Origin of the sequence: Sneathiella sp. (assembly GCF_002694385.1) — a bacterium.
Taxonomy (GTDB): domain Bacteria; phylum Pseudomonadota; class Alphaproteobacteria; order Sneathiellales; family Sneathiellaceae; genus Sneathiella.
On record NZ_NZMB01000012.1, the window covers coordinates 566,501 to 580,548 of the forward strand.

The 14,048-nt window shown below is 57.8% G+C and carries 15 protein-coding genes; 8 read left to right on the forward strand and 7 right to left on the reverse strand.

Features of this window, described 5'->3' with window-relative positions:
• Positions 1-11 precede the first annotated feature (11 nt).
• The gene (locus tag CMN55_RS09355; protein WP_293949525.1) at positions 12-701 is read left to right on the forward strand and encodes an EI24 domain-containing protein; all 690 of its coding nucleotides are present in this window, start codon (positions 12-14) and stop codon (positions 699-701) included.
• Positions 698-1,198, forward strand: a complete 501-nt coding sequence (locus tag CMN55_RS09360) for a hypothetical protein (RefSeq protein ID WP_293949526.1) — start codon at positions 698-700, stop codon at positions 1,196-1,198. Before CMN55_RS09355 ends, CMN55_RS09360 begins: the two co-directional genes overlap by 4 nt.
• 27 nt (positions 1,199-1,225) lie before the next feature.
• Here CMN55_RS09360 and nth read toward each other — a convergent pair whose 3' ends face one another.
• Positions 1,226-1,861: an endonuclease III gene (nth, locus tag CMN55_RS09365; protein WP_293949527.1), complete on the reverse strand. Its 636-nt coding sequence runs from the start codon at positions 1,859-1,861 to the stop codon at positions 1,226-1,228.
• An 84-nt stretch (positions 1,862-1,945) separates the two neighbouring features.
• Between nth and CMN55_RS09370 the strand changes: the two genes are divergently transcribed.
• Positions 1,946-2,455 carry a DUF2244 domain-containing protein gene (locus CMN55_RS09370; protein ID WP_293949528.1) on the forward strand — a complete coding sequence of 170 codons (510 nt, stop codon included), beginning with the start codon at positions 1,946-1,948 and terminating at the stop codon, positions 2,453-2,455.
• Here the strand turns inward: CMN55_RS09370 and dapB are convergent.
• The 3 genes from dapB to dnaK form a co-directional block, all read right to left on the reverse strand.
• Positions 2,419-3,222, reverse strand: a complete 804-nt coding sequence (gene dapB / locus CMN55_RS09375; protein WP_366932018.1) for a 4-hydroxy-tetrahydrodipicolinate reductase — start codon at positions 3,220-3,222, stop codon at positions 2,419-2,421. The genes CMN55_RS09370 and dapB overlap by 37 nt on opposite strands.
• 91 nt (positions 3,223-3,313) lie before the next feature.
• Positions 3,314-4,450 (reverse strand): molecular chaperone DnaJ, encoded by a 1,137-nt coding sequence (gene dnaJ / locus CMN55_RS09380; protein ID WP_293949530.1) that lies wholly within the window; start codon positions 4,448-4,450, stop codon positions 3,314-3,316.
• A 98-nt stretch (positions 4,451-4,548) separates the two neighbouring features.
• On the reverse strand, positions 4,549-6,468 hold the full coding sequence (gene dnaK, locus CMN55_RS09385; RefSeq protein ID WP_293949643.1) for a molecular chaperone DnaK: 1,920 nt from the start codon (positions 6,466-6,468) through the stop codon (positions 4,549-4,551).
• A gap of 279 nt (positions 6,469-6,747) precedes the next feature.
• Here dnaK and rarD point away from each other — a divergent pair, with 279 nt between their 5' ends.
• A complete protein-coding gene (gene rarD, locus CMN55_RS09390) occupies positions 6,748-7,725 on the forward strand; it encodes an EamA family transporter RarD (RefSeq protein ID WP_293949531.1) in 978 nt (325 codons plus the stop codon).
• Positions 7,726-7,738: 13 nt separating this feature from the next.
• Here rarD and grpE read toward each other — a convergent pair whose 3' ends face one another.
• Together grpE and hrcA are read right to left on the reverse strand one after the other, a co-directional pair.
• Entirely contained in the window at positions 7,739-8,365 is a 627-nt protein-coding gene (gene grpE / locus CMN55_RS09395; RefSeq protein WP_293949532.1) for a nucleotide exchange factor GrpE, read from the reverse strand.
• A 24-nt stretch (positions 8,366-8,389) separates the two neighbouring features.
• Positions 8,390-9,418 carry a heat-inducible transcriptional repressor HrcA gene (hrcA, locus tag CMN55_RS09400; protein WP_293949533.1) on the reverse strand — a complete coding sequence of 343 codons (1,029 nt, stop codon included), beginning with the start codon at positions 9,416-9,418 and terminating at the stop codon, positions 8,390-8,392.
• Between the two features lie 124 nt (positions 9,419-9,542).
• On the opposite strand from hrcA, the gene rph reads away from it, so the two are divergent.
• Genes rph through hemW form a run of 3 tightly spaced genes read left to right on the forward strand, consistent with a single transcriptional unit; the run spans position 9,543 to position 12,038 of the window.
• The gene (gene rph, locus CMN55_RS09405; protein ID WP_293949534.1) at positions 9,543-10,259 is read left to right on the forward strand and encodes a ribonuclease PH; all 717 of its coding nucleotides are present in this window, start codon (positions 9,543-9,545) and stop codon (positions 10,257-10,259) included.
• Positions 10,256-10,879, forward strand: coding sequence for an RdgB/HAM1 family non-canonical purine NTP pyrophosphatase (gene rdgB / locus CMN55_RS09410; protein WP_293949535.1), 624 nt, complete (start codon positions 10,256-10,258; stop codon positions 10,877-10,879). The genes rph and rdgB overlap by 4 nt, the downstream gene beginning before the upstream one ends.
• Positions 10,857-12,038 (forward strand): radical SAM family heme chaperone HemW, encoded by a 1,182-nt coding sequence (gene hemW, locus CMN55_RS09415; RefSeq protein WP_293949536.1) that lies wholly within the window; start codon positions 10,857-10,859, stop codon positions 12,036-12,038. The genes rdgB and hemW overlap by 23 nt, the downstream gene beginning before the upstream one ends.
• Here the strand turns inward: hemW and CMN55_RS09420 are convergent.
• The gene (locus CMN55_RS09420) at positions 12,035-13,480 is read right to left on the reverse strand and encodes a penicillin-binding protein activator (protein WP_293949537.1); all 1,446 of its coding nucleotides are present in this window, start codon (positions 13,478-13,480) and stop codon (positions 12,035-12,037) included. The two genes, hemW and CMN55_RS09420, sit on opposite strands and share 4 nt — an antisense overlap.
• Positions 13,481-13,616: 136 nt before the next feature.
• On the opposite strand from CMN55_RS09420, the gene CMN55_RS09425 reads away from it, so the two are divergent.
• A complete protein-coding gene (locus tag CMN55_RS09425; protein ID WP_293949538.1) occupies positions 13,617-14,000 on the forward strand; it encodes a YraN family protein in 384 nt (127 codons plus the stop codon).
• The last annotated feature ends 48 nt before the right edge of the window (positions 14,001-14,048 follow it).

Below are 14,048 nucleotides of genomic sequence, written 5' to 3' on the forward strand. Positions count from 1 at the left end.
AGGAATGCGATTTGATTTCGGCAATTAACAGGGCTATTACACAGCTCGGGGATCCCGCGTTCCGTTCGGTCCTTTTCAAGGCGCTGGGCCTGACGCTGGTGATCTATATTCTTGTGGGGTTTGGCGCGACGCAGGCCTTTTCCTTCGTTCCGACGTTTGACTATCAATGGATCAATACGGCCATTGGCATTTTGGCGGGGCTGGGCTTTCTGCTGGGCGGTTTTTTCCTGTTTCCGCTGATTATCAGCGCCCTGATCGGTATCTTCCTCGATGATATTTCCGACGCCGTGGAACGGCAATATTATGCGACGGACCCTCCGGGCAAAAGCCTTTCCCTGATGGACAGTATCTGGGATGCCCTCAAGTTTCTCGCGCTTGTCGTTGGCTGTAATATTCTTGTCCTGCCACTTTATTTCGTGCCGGTGATCAATCTGTTTGTCTATTATCTGCTGAATGGCTATCTGATCTCCCGTGAATATTTCCATATGGTGGCGATCCGTCATCATCCCGTGGAGGAGGTGACGCGCCTGCGCAAGCGAAACGGAAGCGAACTCTATATGATGGGGATTGTCATTGCCTTTTCTCTGACGATACCGATTGTCAATCTTGTCGCGCCGATTGTGGCGACGGCGGCGATGGTTCATCTGTACAAGAAACGGATCGGCAGTATTGCCAAAAAACGGGAGCTGGTCGTGCCATGATGCGCGTTGCCGCTGTTCTTGCCGCGCTGGCAGTCGGGATAACAGGTTGTGCGCCGTCGCATCAGATTACGGTGACCACCGGCAAGCCGGTTTCCACGGGCGCGGTGGCGAGCAGTCCGGTACCAGCGGCACCAGCAACCATGCCGTCGCAGCGGGCTTCTGCACCGCCGCCCGCCAGCAGCGCTGTAAAGCCCCGTGTTCTGCTGGAGCCCGAAATACTGATTGGAAAAACAGAGGCGGAGATTGCCGAGGTTTTTGGGGAGCCGGTTCTCCGGCGGCAGGAAAGTCCGGCGGAAGTCTGGCAGTATCTGACAGCCGACTGTGCCGTGCATGTCTTTTTCTATCCGGATGAAAAGGCGGCGGGAGTGGTTCGCCATATTGCCATCAATGGGCGGAATCTGGAGAATTTCTCAACCCTTGACCGTCGGCAATGCTTCAATGATTATCTGCGCGCGATCGGGGCGGAGGAAGTGTTTTTAACTGCCAAAACATCGTAAGAACGCCCGTGAAACGGGCAGGGCATTTCAGAGGGCGACTTTTCCTTTGAATTCACAGAGATCGGCGACGATGCAGCGAAAGCATTCCGGTTTGCGGGCCTTGCAGACATAGCGCCCGTGCAGGATCAGCCAGTGATGCGCATGGCGGAGATATTCCTTCGGGATTCGTTTCTCCAGCTTTTTTTCCACTTCAAGCGGGGTTTTCCCGGGCGCGATCCTGGTTCTGTTGCCAACGCGGAAAAGATGGGTATCAACGGCGATTGTCGGCTGTCCGAAAGCGATGTTGAGGACGACATTTGCCGTTTTCCGGCCGACACCGGCAAGCTTTTCCAGCTCTTCCCGGGTTTGCGGGACGGTGCTGTTATGATCGCGTATCAACGCCTCGCACAGCTTGATGACATTCTTGGCCTTGGTTTTGTAAAGGCCAATGGTTTTGATATAGTCCCGCAATGTGTCTTCGCCGAGGGCGAGCATCTTTTCCGGTGTGTCCGCAATGGCAAATAGCGGGCCCGTTGCCTTGTTGACGCCGACATCGGTTGCCTGCGCCGACAGGACCACGGCGACAAGCAGGGTGAAGGGGTTCACATAGTCCAGTTCGCCCTTGGGCTCGGGATCATTTTCGTGAAGACGGCGAAAAAATTCGCTGATATCGGCTTTTTTCATCTTATCTTATTGGCACAGGCCTGTTTTCTGCGCAATAATCAATATGAAAGGGGCAGTATGCCAGAGGCTCAGGAACAGACAGAAATGCAAAACCCGACGTGGTCAGACGCCGGGACATTCTTCCTGTCTCTTCACCCCAATAACAGCCTTTCCCGAACCGGTTTCATTATCCTGATGAGCCTGATTGCCGGGGTCAGTTTTATGTATGGCCTGTATTTCTTCTCACTTGGCGCCTGGCCCATATTCGGATTTTTCGGGCTGGATGTGCTGCTCGTCTATATCGCCTTCCGTTTCAGCTTTCGCGCGGCACGGCGTTTCGAAACGGTCGAGATTGGCGATGATATGGTGACCATCACCCGCATCGCGCCGGGCGGCGAGCGGCGGGTGGAAAGATTTAACGCCTATTGGGCACGCGCGCTGATTTCGGACGGCCGACTTCAACTGGTCAACCGCGGGCAGAGTTTCGAGATTGGCAATTTCCTGGGGGAAGAGGAGAAGCAGGAGGTGGGAGAGGTTATTACCGCCGCCCTCCACCGTTACCGAAGCGGGGAGATGTTTCAGTCCCCGAGGCCGAGTACGTCCATCATATCGTAATTTCCGGGCGCTTTTCCCCTTGCCCAGAGGGCCGCACGCACGGCGCCGCGCGCAAAAATGGAACGATCCCCGGCCTTGTGGGTCAGTTCGATCCGCTCATTTTCTGCCGCGAAGATAACGGTGTGATCGCCGACCACATTACCACCGCGCAGGACCGCATAGCCAATATCACCGCGCTTGCGGGCGCCGGTTATGCCATCCCGCCCGCGATCCGCAACCTGGTCATGATCGACTCCGCGTCCCGCTGCCGCGGCCTTGCCGAGCAGCAGCGCCGTGCCGGAGGGGGCATCCACCTTGTGATGATGATGCATTTCAAGGATTTCGATGTCGAACTCATCATCAAGAATATGTGCGACCTTGCGGGTGAGTTGCGCCAGAAGATTGACACCCAGGCTCATATTCGCGCCCTGGACAATCACGGCCCTGTCGCCGCAGGCTGTCACCTGCGCCTGTTGTTCGTTGGTAAGGCCGGTGGTGCCGATAATATGAATTTTGCCCTTTTCGGCGGCAAGGCGGGCATGAGCGATGGTTGCTTCGGGCGCGGTGAAGTCAATGACGGCATCGGCAGTCTCAAACAAAGCTGCCGGATCTTCGCCGATCAGGATGCCCGATGCGTCCAGCCCGGCAAGGGCCGTGATATCTTTGCCTGCAAAAGGGGATCCGGCAGGTTCCGTCCCGCCGCTGATAACGCATCCGGCCGTTTCGCTGACCTGCTTTACAAGCATCCGCCCCATGCGGCCGGCGGCGCCGACAATGCCAATCTTCAAATCGCTCATGTCACAATATCCTGAATTCTTGCGCTTCAGGATGTAGCACAGACGGGCGGAGGAGGCGAGACAGGAATTTTACCCGGTCCGTTCAGTCTTTCAGATCGGCGAGAAAGTCTTTCACGCGGGCGAAGAAGCCTTCTGATTCGGGACTGTGCGCTCCCTTACCGGCGGCGTCGAATTCTTTCAGCAGTTCCTTCTGGCGTTTCGTCAGGTTAACCGGCGTCTCAACGATGGTATGAATATACATATCGCCGTGGCTGTGGGAATTCATAATCGGCATGCCCTTGCCGCGCAGGCGGAATTTTCGGCCCGACTGGGTACCGGCGGTGATGCTGACCTTGGCGCGCGCGCCGTCAAGGGTCGGCACCTCGATATCGCCGCCAAGGGCCGCCGTCATCATCGGAATGGGTACCCGGCAATGGATATTTTGGCCATCCCGCTGAAAAATGCGGTGATCGGCAATGGTGAGGAAAATATAGAGATCGCCAGGCGGTCCGCCGCGCATCCCTGCTTCGCCCTCACCCGAAAGACGGATGCGGTTGCCGTCATCAACCCCGGCGGGGATATTGACGGAGAGGGTCTTTTCCTTATGGACCCGGCCTTCCCCGCGACAGGTCTTGCAGGGGTTCTTGATAACCTGCCCCTGCCCCTGACAGACAGGGCAGGTGCGTTCGATGGTGAAAAAGCCCTGCTGGGCGCGGATTTTTCCGGCGCCATGGCAACTGTCGCAGGTGACAGGCTCCGAACCCGCTTCCGCCCCTGTCCCGTCGCAACTTTCGCACGGTGCCGTGGTCGGAATTTTAAGTTCCATCTTCTTGCCGTGATAGGCGTCTTCCAGCGAAATCTCAAGATTGTAGCGCAAATCTGATCCGCGCGGCGCGCGGGTACGGCCGCCACCGCCGCCGCCGCCCATGAAATCGCCGAACAGATCTTCAAAAATATCGCTGAAGCCGCCCATGCCGCCAAAGCCGCGGGCACCGGCGCCCCCGCCGCCGCCATTTTCAAACGCCGCATGGCCATAACGATCATAGGCGCCGCGTTTCTGCGGGTCTTTCAGGATCTCATAAGCTTCGTTGACTTCCTTGAAAGCCGTTTCCGCCTCCGGATTATCGGGGTTACGGTCCGGATGGTACTGCATCGCCTTCTTGCGATAGGCGCTTTTGATTACGGCGGCTTCCGCAGTGCGTTCCACCTCTAGAATTTCGTAGTAGTCGCGTTTTGCCATTGCCAGTATCACTTAACGGATGCCGCCCCGGCCCGGATTTCCGGTGCCGAGGCGGTGTATGAGAAGGGCGATCTTATCGGGAAATCCCTTTAAAATCCTTACTTGTCTTTCTTGTCGTCGTCGACTTCCTCGAAGTCGGCATCGACCACATCATCATCCGTTGTCTTGCCTTCAGGCCCGGCAGCGTCGGCGTTGCCATCAGCCTGCGCCTCCCCCTGGGACTGGGCGTAGAGGGCTTCCCCAAGCTTCATGGACGCGCCCTGCAGGGCTTCCATCTTTGCCTTGATGGTCTCAACATCGCCATTTTCCTTGACTTCCTTGAGTTCACCAAGGGCGGCTTCAATCGGCCCCTTTACATCGTCGCCAACCTTGTCACCGGCTTCCGCCAGTGTCTTTTCGGTTGCATGGACCAGGCTGTCGGCCTGATTCTGGACCTCGACCTTTTCCTTGCGGACCTTGTCCTCAGCCGCATGTTCCTCGGCATCCTTGACCATCTTTTCGATGTCGGCCTCGCTGAGACCGCTGGAAGCCTGGATCTGGATCTTCTGTTCGCGGCCCGTGCCCTTGTCCTTTGCGGACACATTGACAATGCCGTTGGCATCAATATCGAAGGTCACCTCGATCTGCGGTACACCGCGCGGAGCGGACGGAATTTCCGTCAGGTCGAAATTGCCGAGCAGCTTGTTGTCCGCCGCCATCTCGCGTTCCCCCTGGAAAACGCGGATCGTCACGGCCTGCTGATTGTCCTCTGCGGTCGAGAAGGTCTGGCTCTTCTTCGTCGGGATCGTCGTGTTGCGGTCGATGAGACGGGTAAAGACACCGCCCAGTGTCTCAATACCAAGTGACAGCGGCGTCACGTCGAGAAGCAGAACGTCCTTCACGTCACCCTGCAGGACACCGGCCTGAATGGCGGCGCCGATGGCGACGACTTCATCCGGATTGACGCCCTTGTGCGGATCGCGGCCGAAGAAGGTCTTCACCGCTTCGATCACCTTGGGCATACGGCTCATACCGCCGACAAGGATTACCTCGTCGATTTCGCCTTTTTGCAACCCGGCATCCTTCAGAGCCTTTTCACAAGGCGCGAGCGTGCGCTTGATCAGATCTTCGACAAGATGTTCGAACTGCGAGCGGGTCAGCTTCAGTTGCATATGCTTGGGGCCGCTTGCATCCGCCGTAATGAACGGCAGGTTGATTTCCGTCGATTGGGAAGAAGACAGCTCGATCTTCGCCTTTTCCGCGGCTTCCTTCAGGCGTTGCAGCGCCATCTTGTCGCCGCGCAGGTCAATGCCCTGTTCCTTCTTGAATTCATCCGCCAGATAATCGACGAGTTTCAAATCGAAGTCTTCACCGCCGAGGAAAGTATCGCCGTTGGTGGAGCGGACCTCGAAGACGCCATCGCCGATTTCAAGGATGGAAACGTCGAACGTACCACCGCCAAGGTCATATACGGCAACGGTCTGGTTCGCCTTGTCCATACCATAGGCAAGGGCAGCGGCCGTCGGCTCGTTAATAATGCGGAGGACTTCAAGCCCGGCGATCTTGCCGGCGTCCTTGGTTGCCTGGCGCTGTGCGTCGTTAAAGTAGGCAGGAACTGTGATAACGGCCTGTGTGACGGTCTCGCCGAGATAGCTTTCGGCGGTTTCCTTCATTTTCTGAAGGATGAAAGCGGAAATCTGGCTCGGGGAATATTTTTCGCCGCGGGACTGGACCCAGGCGTCACCATTATCCGCCTTGATGATGTCATAGGGGACCATTTCCCGATCTTTTTGGGTGGTCTTGTCATCAAACCGCCGCCCGATAAGGCGCTTGATCGCAAAAAATGTGTTCTGCGGATTGGTGACGCCCTGACGCTTGGCCGATTGGCCGACGAGTCGTTCTCCGTCTTCCGTGAAGGCGACCATGGACGGGGTGGTTCTTGCCCCTTCCGAATTTTCAATGACCTTTGCATTCTTGCCGTCCATTACGGCGATGCAGGAGTTGGTCGTTCCCAAGTCAATTCCGATTACTTTAGCCATCATATCCTCTTCAATATTGGCAGATCAGCGTGGCCACTTCATGCACCACGGTAACCCCCGGGAGTCAAGTTTAAGTCTGTTGCCGTGTATATAAGTTCGAAATATTTGCAGTGCAAGGGCATGAATCTGTGCAGGGGGACAGATTGACGGCGGACGCCGCCTTAAACAGGTGTCCGGATGACGCGTATAAACAGCATGGCAGGCATGCTTCAATCCCGCTTTACGGGCCCGGATTGCTCTGATACGAGAAAGATAACCATATTCAGCCCGGAGTGAGGGATGACTGTTTCTGCCGAGCCGCCCCGTCAGGGCAATGTCCCCTATCTGGCCCGTTTCGCGACGGATGAGGCGCGCGGTCTGCTCAGTGGTGTTGGCGCCTTTTTCATCTGGGGCTGTGCGCCGGTCTATTTCAAATGGCTGTCTCATGTTTCCCCCATCGAAATTGCCGCCCATCGCGCCGTCTGGTCGCTGCTGTTTGTGGCAATCATTGTCATGATGACGGGACGGGGACGGCAGATTGCGGAAATTTTCCGCGCGCCGCGTACGCTTGCAGTCTTTGTTGTGACAACCCTGCTGATCGGCAGCAACTGGATGCTCTACATCTGGGCCATCGCCAATGAGCGTATTCTGGAAGGCAGCCTGGGGTATTACATCAACCCGCTGGTGAATGTACTGCTTGGGTTGCTGTTTCTGGGGGAGCGGCTCAACCGCTGGCAGGGCGTCGCCATTCTGTTCGCGGTCGTTGCTGTCGCGATTATGACAATGCAGCTTGGCTTTCTGCCCTGGGTATCCTTATATCTGGCCTTTTCATTCGGATTTTACGGGCTGTTCCGCAAGAAAGTTGCGGTGGACAGCACGGTCGGGCTGACGGTGGAAACCATTCTGATGTTTCCGCTCGCGCTCGGTTTTCTGTTGTATCTGACATTTGCGGTGCAGCCCATGTCGCCGGGCGCGGCGCCGGTCGGCTTTCATCACGATGCCTGGACACTTGTTCTGCTGGCGGGTACGGGGATTGTGACGGCCGTGCCACTGATTCTGTTCGCAACGGCGGCGCGACATCTGACACTCACCACCCTCGGGCTGCTGCAGTATATGTCGCCAACCCTGCAGGCCCTGCTCGCCGTGTTTCTCTATCACGAGCCGTTCGGCGAACCCCGGATGCTGGCTTTCGGCCTGATCTGGATCGGCCTGATTATCTATAGTGTGGATGGGTACCGGCGGCGGCATGCCGCCGCCATGGCCGGTAAGGCGCCATGAGGCGCCAGGGTGATTATACTTTTTCGTCGATGCGCGTTTCGCTGCGTTTCTGCCCGCCTTTGGCAACCCCGACCATGGCCGGGCGCAGCAGCCGGTCCGCAATGCTATAGCCTGCCTGCACCACCTGCAGGACGGTTCCGGGCTCAACAGACGGATCCTCAATCTCGAACATCGCCTGATGCATATTGGGATCGAACTTTTCGCCTTTCGGATCGATCTTGCGGATCTGGTGCTTTTCCATGGTATTGAGCAGTTCGGATTCCGTCAGCTCCACCCCGGTCAGGATATTTTTCACATCACCGCTTTCACGGGCGGCCTCCGGCACACTGTCGATGGCCCGGCGCAGATTGTCGGCGACGCTCAGGACATCGCGGGCGAATTTCGTGACCGCATAATTATGCGCATCCTGTTTTTCCCGCTCGGCCCGGCGGCGCATGTTTTCAACTTCTGCCATGGCCCGGAGGAGCTTGTCTTTCAGGTCGGCAATTTCGGCATCTTTTTCGGCAATGATATCCGCCTGCTGCCCGGATTCTTCTGCCGTTGCTGCTTCTGCGGCTTCCCGAGGGGCTTCATCAGCCGGATTTCTCAAATCTTCATTTTCCACCTGCTCATTGACAGGCGTCTCTTTCGGGTCACTCATTCTGTCTGCTTCCTGTTCTCGACCTTAGTCCAGCAATTTACCGATCACTTTCGCCGTATAATCGACCATAGGAACGATACGGGCATAGTTGAGCCGGGTCGGACCGATGACGCCGATGGCGCCAATGATCTGCTCCTGACTGTTCTGATAGGGAGAGATAATCATTGATGTCCCGGAAAGCGAGAAAAGATTATTCTCCGAACCGATAAATATTTTGACGCCCCGGCCCTTTTCGGTCAGTTCCAGCAATTTAATCCGTTCTCTCTTCACTTCAAGGGTATCGAACAGTTCGCGGATTTTTTCAAGATCCTCAAGCGCCTGAATATTCTGCAGCAGATTGGCATGGCCGCGGACAATCAGCGTTTCCCCGCCGCCCCAGCTGGCAATGTCATGAGCAATCAAATCCTGCGTCAGCGCGTCGAGCTGCGCCTGATGGTTATCAAGCTCGTCCTGGATTTCCTGCCGGGTCTGTTGCAGGGTGCGACCGGTCAGTTTGGCATTGAGATAGTTGGAGGCTTCGCGCAGGGCGGAATCGCTCAATCCGGGCGGCAGGTCGATCGCCCGGTTTTCCACCATGCCGTTGGCGGAGACGATGATCACCAGCGCCCGGTCAACCCCAAGGCGGACAAACTCGATCTGCTTGATGGCGCTGTCGGTTTTCGGCGCGATGACGAGGGAGGCACAGTTCGACAAGCCGGAGAGCATGGTCGATGCCTCGGTCAGCATCTCTTCCATGGTGCGGCCTTCCACGGCGCAGCGGGACTTGATATCGGTGCGTTCCTGCTCCGTCAGGTTGCCAAGTTCCAGAATGCCATCGACAAAAAGGCGCAGGCCCTGCTGCGTCGGCAGTCGCCCGGCGGAGGTATGGGGGGAATACAGCAGCCCGAGGTCGGCCAGATCCGCCATGACATTGCGGATGGAGGCCGGGGACAGATCCAGCTCGCTGATGCGCGAAAGCGTGCGCGATCCCACCGGTTCCCCGGTTTGCATATAGGCTTCGACTATATGCCGGAAAACCAGACGGCTCCGCTCATTTAGCTCCTGTATCGTCATTGCGTTTCCGAATGCTGGGTCATTTACGCATACCGGCATGAATGTAGTGACGCGGAAGGCTTGCGTCAATCAGGCGCAACGGCTACAACAGGCGCCATATTTCATCTCAGACAAAGGAAATTCCATGCGCCCCTCCGGCAGAGCGCCCGACCAGCTCAGAAACGTCATTCTGGAACCCGGATTTGCAAAAAATGCCGAAGGCTCCTGCCTCGTCAAATTCGGCGATACCCATGTGCTCTGTACGGCAAGTGTCGAGGATCGGGTGCCGCCTTTCCTGCGCAATACGGGCAAAGGCTGGGTGACGGCGGAATATGGTATGCTGCCCCGCTCCACCGGATCGCGTATGGCGCGGGAGGCGGCGCGCGGAAAGCAGCAGGGCCGGACGGTGGAAATCCAGCGCCTCATCGGTCGTTCCTTGCGGGCACTCGTGAATTTCGAAGGTTTTGGCGAGCGGCAGATCACGGTCGATTGCGATGTCATCCAGGCCGATGGCGGGACGCGCACGGCGTCCATCACCGGCGCCTATGTCGCGCTTTATCAGGCGTTTGAGAAGCTGGTGGAGAATGGCAAGATTCTGGAAGTCCCGATGAAGGGGCAGGTCGCCGCCGTCTCCTGCGGGATTTATCAGGGGGCGCCGGTCCTCGATCTCGACTACCCGGAAGACAGCAATGCACAGGCCGACGCCAATTTTGTTCTCACATCCGATGGCCGGATTATTGAAATTCAGGGCACCGCGGAGGAACATCCCTTCTCCGAGACCGAGTTTGCCAATCTCTTTACCCTCGCCAAAAAAGGCGTGAAGGAGCTGTGTGAGTTGCAGCGTCAGGCACTCGGGCTGTGAGCGGACACCGCAAATTCACCGGCCGCAAGCTGGTGGTGGCGAGCCACAATCCCGGCAAGATCCGCGAGATCGGCGAGCTGTTGGCCGCCTTTGATGTCGAGCCTGTTTCGGCAGGCAGTCTCGGCCTGCCTGAACCTGTGGAGGATGGTGACAGTTTCATCGCCAATGCAGAGATCAAGGCCCTGGCGGCGGCCCGCGGGGCGAACATGATTGCGCTTAGCGATGATTCCGGCTTCGCGCTGGAGGCACTGGATGGGGCGCCCGGCATCTATTCCGCCCGCTGGGCCGGGCCGTCGAAGGATTTTACCATCGCCATGCAGAAGGTGGAAGACGAGTTGCAAAAAGCGGGCGCCATGACGCCGGATGCGCGCCGGGCCCGCTTTATCTGCGCCCTGACGCTCGCCTGGCCGGATGGGCATGTGGAAAGTTTTGAAGGCACGGTTACCGGCACAGCCGTCTGGCCACCGCGCGGTGAAAACGGGTTTGGCTATGATCCGGTTTTCCTGCCCGATGGGTATGACCTCACATTCGGGGAGATGGACGCGGCGGCAAAACATGCCATGAGCCATCGCGCCGATGCGTTCAGGCAGCTTATCAATGCCTGCTTCACCGAAAAATAGAGCGCCGGAGCCGGGCTTCGGCCTCTATATCCACTGGCCCTTCTGCCGGAAGAAATGCCCCTATTGCGACTTCAACAGCCATGTGCGGGACACGGTGGATCAGGCGCGCTGGACGAAGGCGCTGCTGACGGAGCTTGATTATTTCGCATCCCGCACGGATCAGCGCCAGTTGACCAGCATTTTCTTTGGCGGCGGCACGCCTTCCCTGATGAGCCCGGAGACGGTCGGTCGTTTGATTGAAGGGGCAAGAGAGCGCGTCGATTTTGCGCAAGGCATTGAAATTACACTGGAAGCCAATCCCACCTCAGCCGAGGCGACCTCTTTCGCGGGGTATGCCGATGCGGGGGTGACGCGGCTTTCCCTGGGGGTTCAGTCCCTGCGCGATGAGGCGCTTAAATTCCTCGGGCGGGAGCATTCGGTGCGGGAGGCGCTGGCAGCGATCGAGCTGGCGCGGGGGCTGTTTCCCAATATCTCCTTCGATCTGATTTATGCCCTGCCGGGACAGAGCGCCCATGACTGGCGACAGGATTTGGAGCAGGCGCTTGCGCTTGCCGGGGATCATCTGTCGCTTTACCAGCTCACGATTGAACCCAATACCGGCTTTGCCGGTGCTGTCCGGCGCGGGGAGTTTTTCCTGCCGGATGAAGAAAATGCGGAAGAACTGTTTGAGCTGACACAGGAAATTTGTACATCGGCGGGGCTGCCCGCCTACGAGATTTCAAATCATGCCCGGCCCGGATTTGAATGCCGGCATAACCTCACCTACTGGCGTTATGGCGAATATATCGGCGTTGGCCCAGGGGCCCATGGCAGGCTGGTGCAAAATGGCCTGCGGACAGCCTTCCAGCAGAAAAAGCGCCCGGAAAGCTGGCTGGTCGAGCTGGAACAGCGAGGCCACGCAACAGAGATGGAAACCCCGCTGCCCGACAGGCTGGAGCGGGGGGAGGAACTCCTTCTCATGGGTCTTCGGCTGGAAGAAGGGGTCTGGTTTGACAATTTCACCCGCCTGATCGGTGCGCCGATGGATGAATTTATTCACACGGTGCGATTGCGGCGATTGATGGAGGCAGGCCTGATGGAAAGGGACGACCGACGCCTTCGCGCGACCCAAAAAGGGCGCTTTGTTCTCAATAGCCTGCTGGCCGAGATCCTGCTTTAGTTCAGGGCCGGAGCGAAGCTTTCCGGTGCAGGTTCCAGCACCATCTGCTGTTTTGGTCCGACTTCAAGAACGGCAAGCCCTCGCTCCGCAACGCCATTTTCGGGAAAGCGGAAAATGCCGTCATAGCCGGTAAATCCGTCCGGGTTTTCAATGGCATCGCGGGTGAAGCGGCTCTCCGGGGGTTGTTGCGCCATGATCCCGGCAAGCGCCATGGCATCATAAGCAAGGCTGGCAATGCGGGCGGGCTGATAGCCATAGACGGAGGCGAATCTTGACCTGAACCCGGCTGCCTTTTGGGGGGAGGGGGCAGAAAACCAGCCGCCCACCAGCGCCGGTTCCGCCGAGAGGGAGGGGTCTTCCCACAGGCCCGTGCCGATAAACTGGACGATTTCCGGATCAATGTCATAGTAGGAGAGGAGGGAGGCCAGTTCCTTCAGCCGGGCGCCGCCTTCGGGAATGATCAGCGCCTCGAACGGGACATCGCCAAAGGTATCGAGCCTTTGCAGGCGCCTGACATAGGCCTTTGATTCGTCGTCAGTTTTTTCTTTGTTGATGGCGATTTCCCGGGCCAGGTCACGCTGACGCCGGGCGTAATCACCAAGGATTTTGGCATATTCATGAAGCTCCGGGGAGCCGGGCGGCAGATTGGCCGGGTAGCGCACGGTTCGCTCAAGAACCAGGTTAAGCGCATCGCTTGTCTGTGTGACATTATTGATGACGGCATCGCCATAGGCGGACTGCGGCGCCAGAACGGCAAATTTCAGCAACCCCTGCCGATAGGCGAATTCCATAGCGCGCTGGATCTGCTGCCCGACCGTCAGCCCCATGACATAAACCCCCTCCCCGGCGACGGTTGTGTCGGTTGAAAAGGTGATGACGTTGACGCCGCGCTCCCTGGCGAGTGGCTTGACGGTACCGACGGAGGATGAAAAAAGCGGCCCCAGAATAAGCTCTGCCCCGGCGACGAGAGCTTCTGCAGCGGCGCTTTCCGCCCCGCGTGGCGTTCCCGCTGTATCAAAGGGCATAAGCTGGACGCCGGGGTTGCCAAGATCGAAAAGCGCCATATTCGCGGCATTGAGCAAATCCTGACCCACAGCCGCCGCCTGCCCGGACAGCGGCAGCAGAATGGCAATCTTGACCGGTTCCGGTTTGGCCGGGTCTTTCGGTGCGCGCAGGCCCACGACCGGCGGTGCGGGGGCGATCAGGCGGCTGAGTGGATCAACGCCCGGCGTTCCCGACATGTCATCAAACGGGGATGTCTGGCCTGCGAGCGCATCATCCTTGCTATCTGCATCGCCGGATTTTGTGCTATCCTTGGCAATGTCAGTTTGCTCTGTTTCACTGATGTTGGCGGGCTGACAGGCGGACAGAAACAGCAGGGTGACCCCGGCAAGGCAAATCAGACGGAAAAAATTCCGACCCGGTTTGGAAGATGCGGCCATGTCAGTTTTTGCGGGAAACAAAGATCCACTCCGTTCATGTTTTCTGGCAGTCCTGATCAAAAGACTAGGTAACGCCCGATAGGCGGGCAAGCAAATTATGGGTGCAGGGTATAAAACAGTTTCGGGAGGCGACATTTTGGCACATGCATCGAAACTTGCGCTGAAGCGCAAACGCCGCCGCGCCTATTTCCGTGGCCGATGGGCGGAAATGGTGGCGGGGCTCCTGCTCCGGGCAAAGGGCTATCAAATCCTTGCCAGGGGCTATCGCAAACCGGTGGGGGAAGTGGATATCATTGCCCGCCGGGGCCATGTGCTGGTTGCCATAGAGGTCAAATCCCGCGAGCGATTCGTTGATGCGCTGGAAGCGATCAGCCCGAAGCAGCGCCGCCGTATTGCCCGGGCACTGCAAGCCTTCCTGCAGGAGCGGCCTGATCTTCAAGGGCTGGACTTGCGCTTCGATGTGCTTCTTGTCACCTCGTTCCGTCACTTGCCGCGGCATATTGAGGCGGCGTGGGAGTAAGACGGAACAGAGGCTTTCAACCATCGGCGTTTGACTCTATATTAGTCT

What these genes read in the sequence shown, in the direction of transcription:
- CMN55_RS09360 (WP_293949526.1), top strand. Translation starts at nt 698, where the DNA reads ATGATGCGCGTTGCCGCTGTTCTTGCCGCGCTGGCAGTCGGGATAACA.
- nth (WP_293949527.1), bottom strand. Translation starts at nt 1,861, where the DNA reads ATGAAAAAAGCCGATATCAGCGAATTTTTTCGCCGTCTTCACGAAAAT.
- CMN55_RS09370 (WP_293949528.1), top strand. Translation starts at nt 1,946, where the DNA reads ATGCAAAACCCGACGTGGTCAGACGCCGGGACATTCTTCCTGTCTCTT.
- dnaJ (WP_293949530.1), bottom strand. Translation starts at nt 4,450, where the DNA reads ATGGCAAAACGCGACTACTACGAAATTCTAGAGGTGGAACGCACTGCG.
- dnaK (WP_293949643.1), bottom strand. Translation starts at nt 6,468, where the DNA reads ATGGCTAAAGTAATCGGAATTGACTTGGGAACGACCAACTCCTGCATC.
- rarD (WP_293949531.1), top strand. Translation starts at nt 6,748, where the DNA reads ATGACTGTTTCTGCCGAGCCGCCCCGTCAGGGCAATGTCCCCTATCTG.
- grpE (WP_293949532.1), bottom strand. Translation starts at nt 8,365, where the DNA reads ATGAGTGACCCGAAAGAGACGCCTGTCAATGAGCAGGTGGAAAATGAA.
- hrcA (WP_293949533.1), bottom strand. Translation starts at nt 9,418, where the DNA reads ATGACGATACAGGAGCTAAATGAGCGGAGCCGTCTGGTTTTCCGGCAT.
- rph (WP_293949534.1), top strand. Translation starts at nt 9,543, where the DNA reads ATGCGCCCCTCCGGCAGAGCGCCCGACCAGCTCAGAAACGTCATTCTG.
- hemW (WP_293949536.1), top strand. Translation starts at nt 10,857, where the DNA reads ATGCCTGCTTCACCGAAAAATAGAGCGCCGGAGCCGGGCTTCGGCCTC.
- CMN55_RS09420 (WP_293949537.1), bottom strand. Translation starts at nt 13,480, where the DNA reads ATGGCCGCATCTTCCAAACCGGGTCGGAATTTTTTCCGTCTGATTTGC.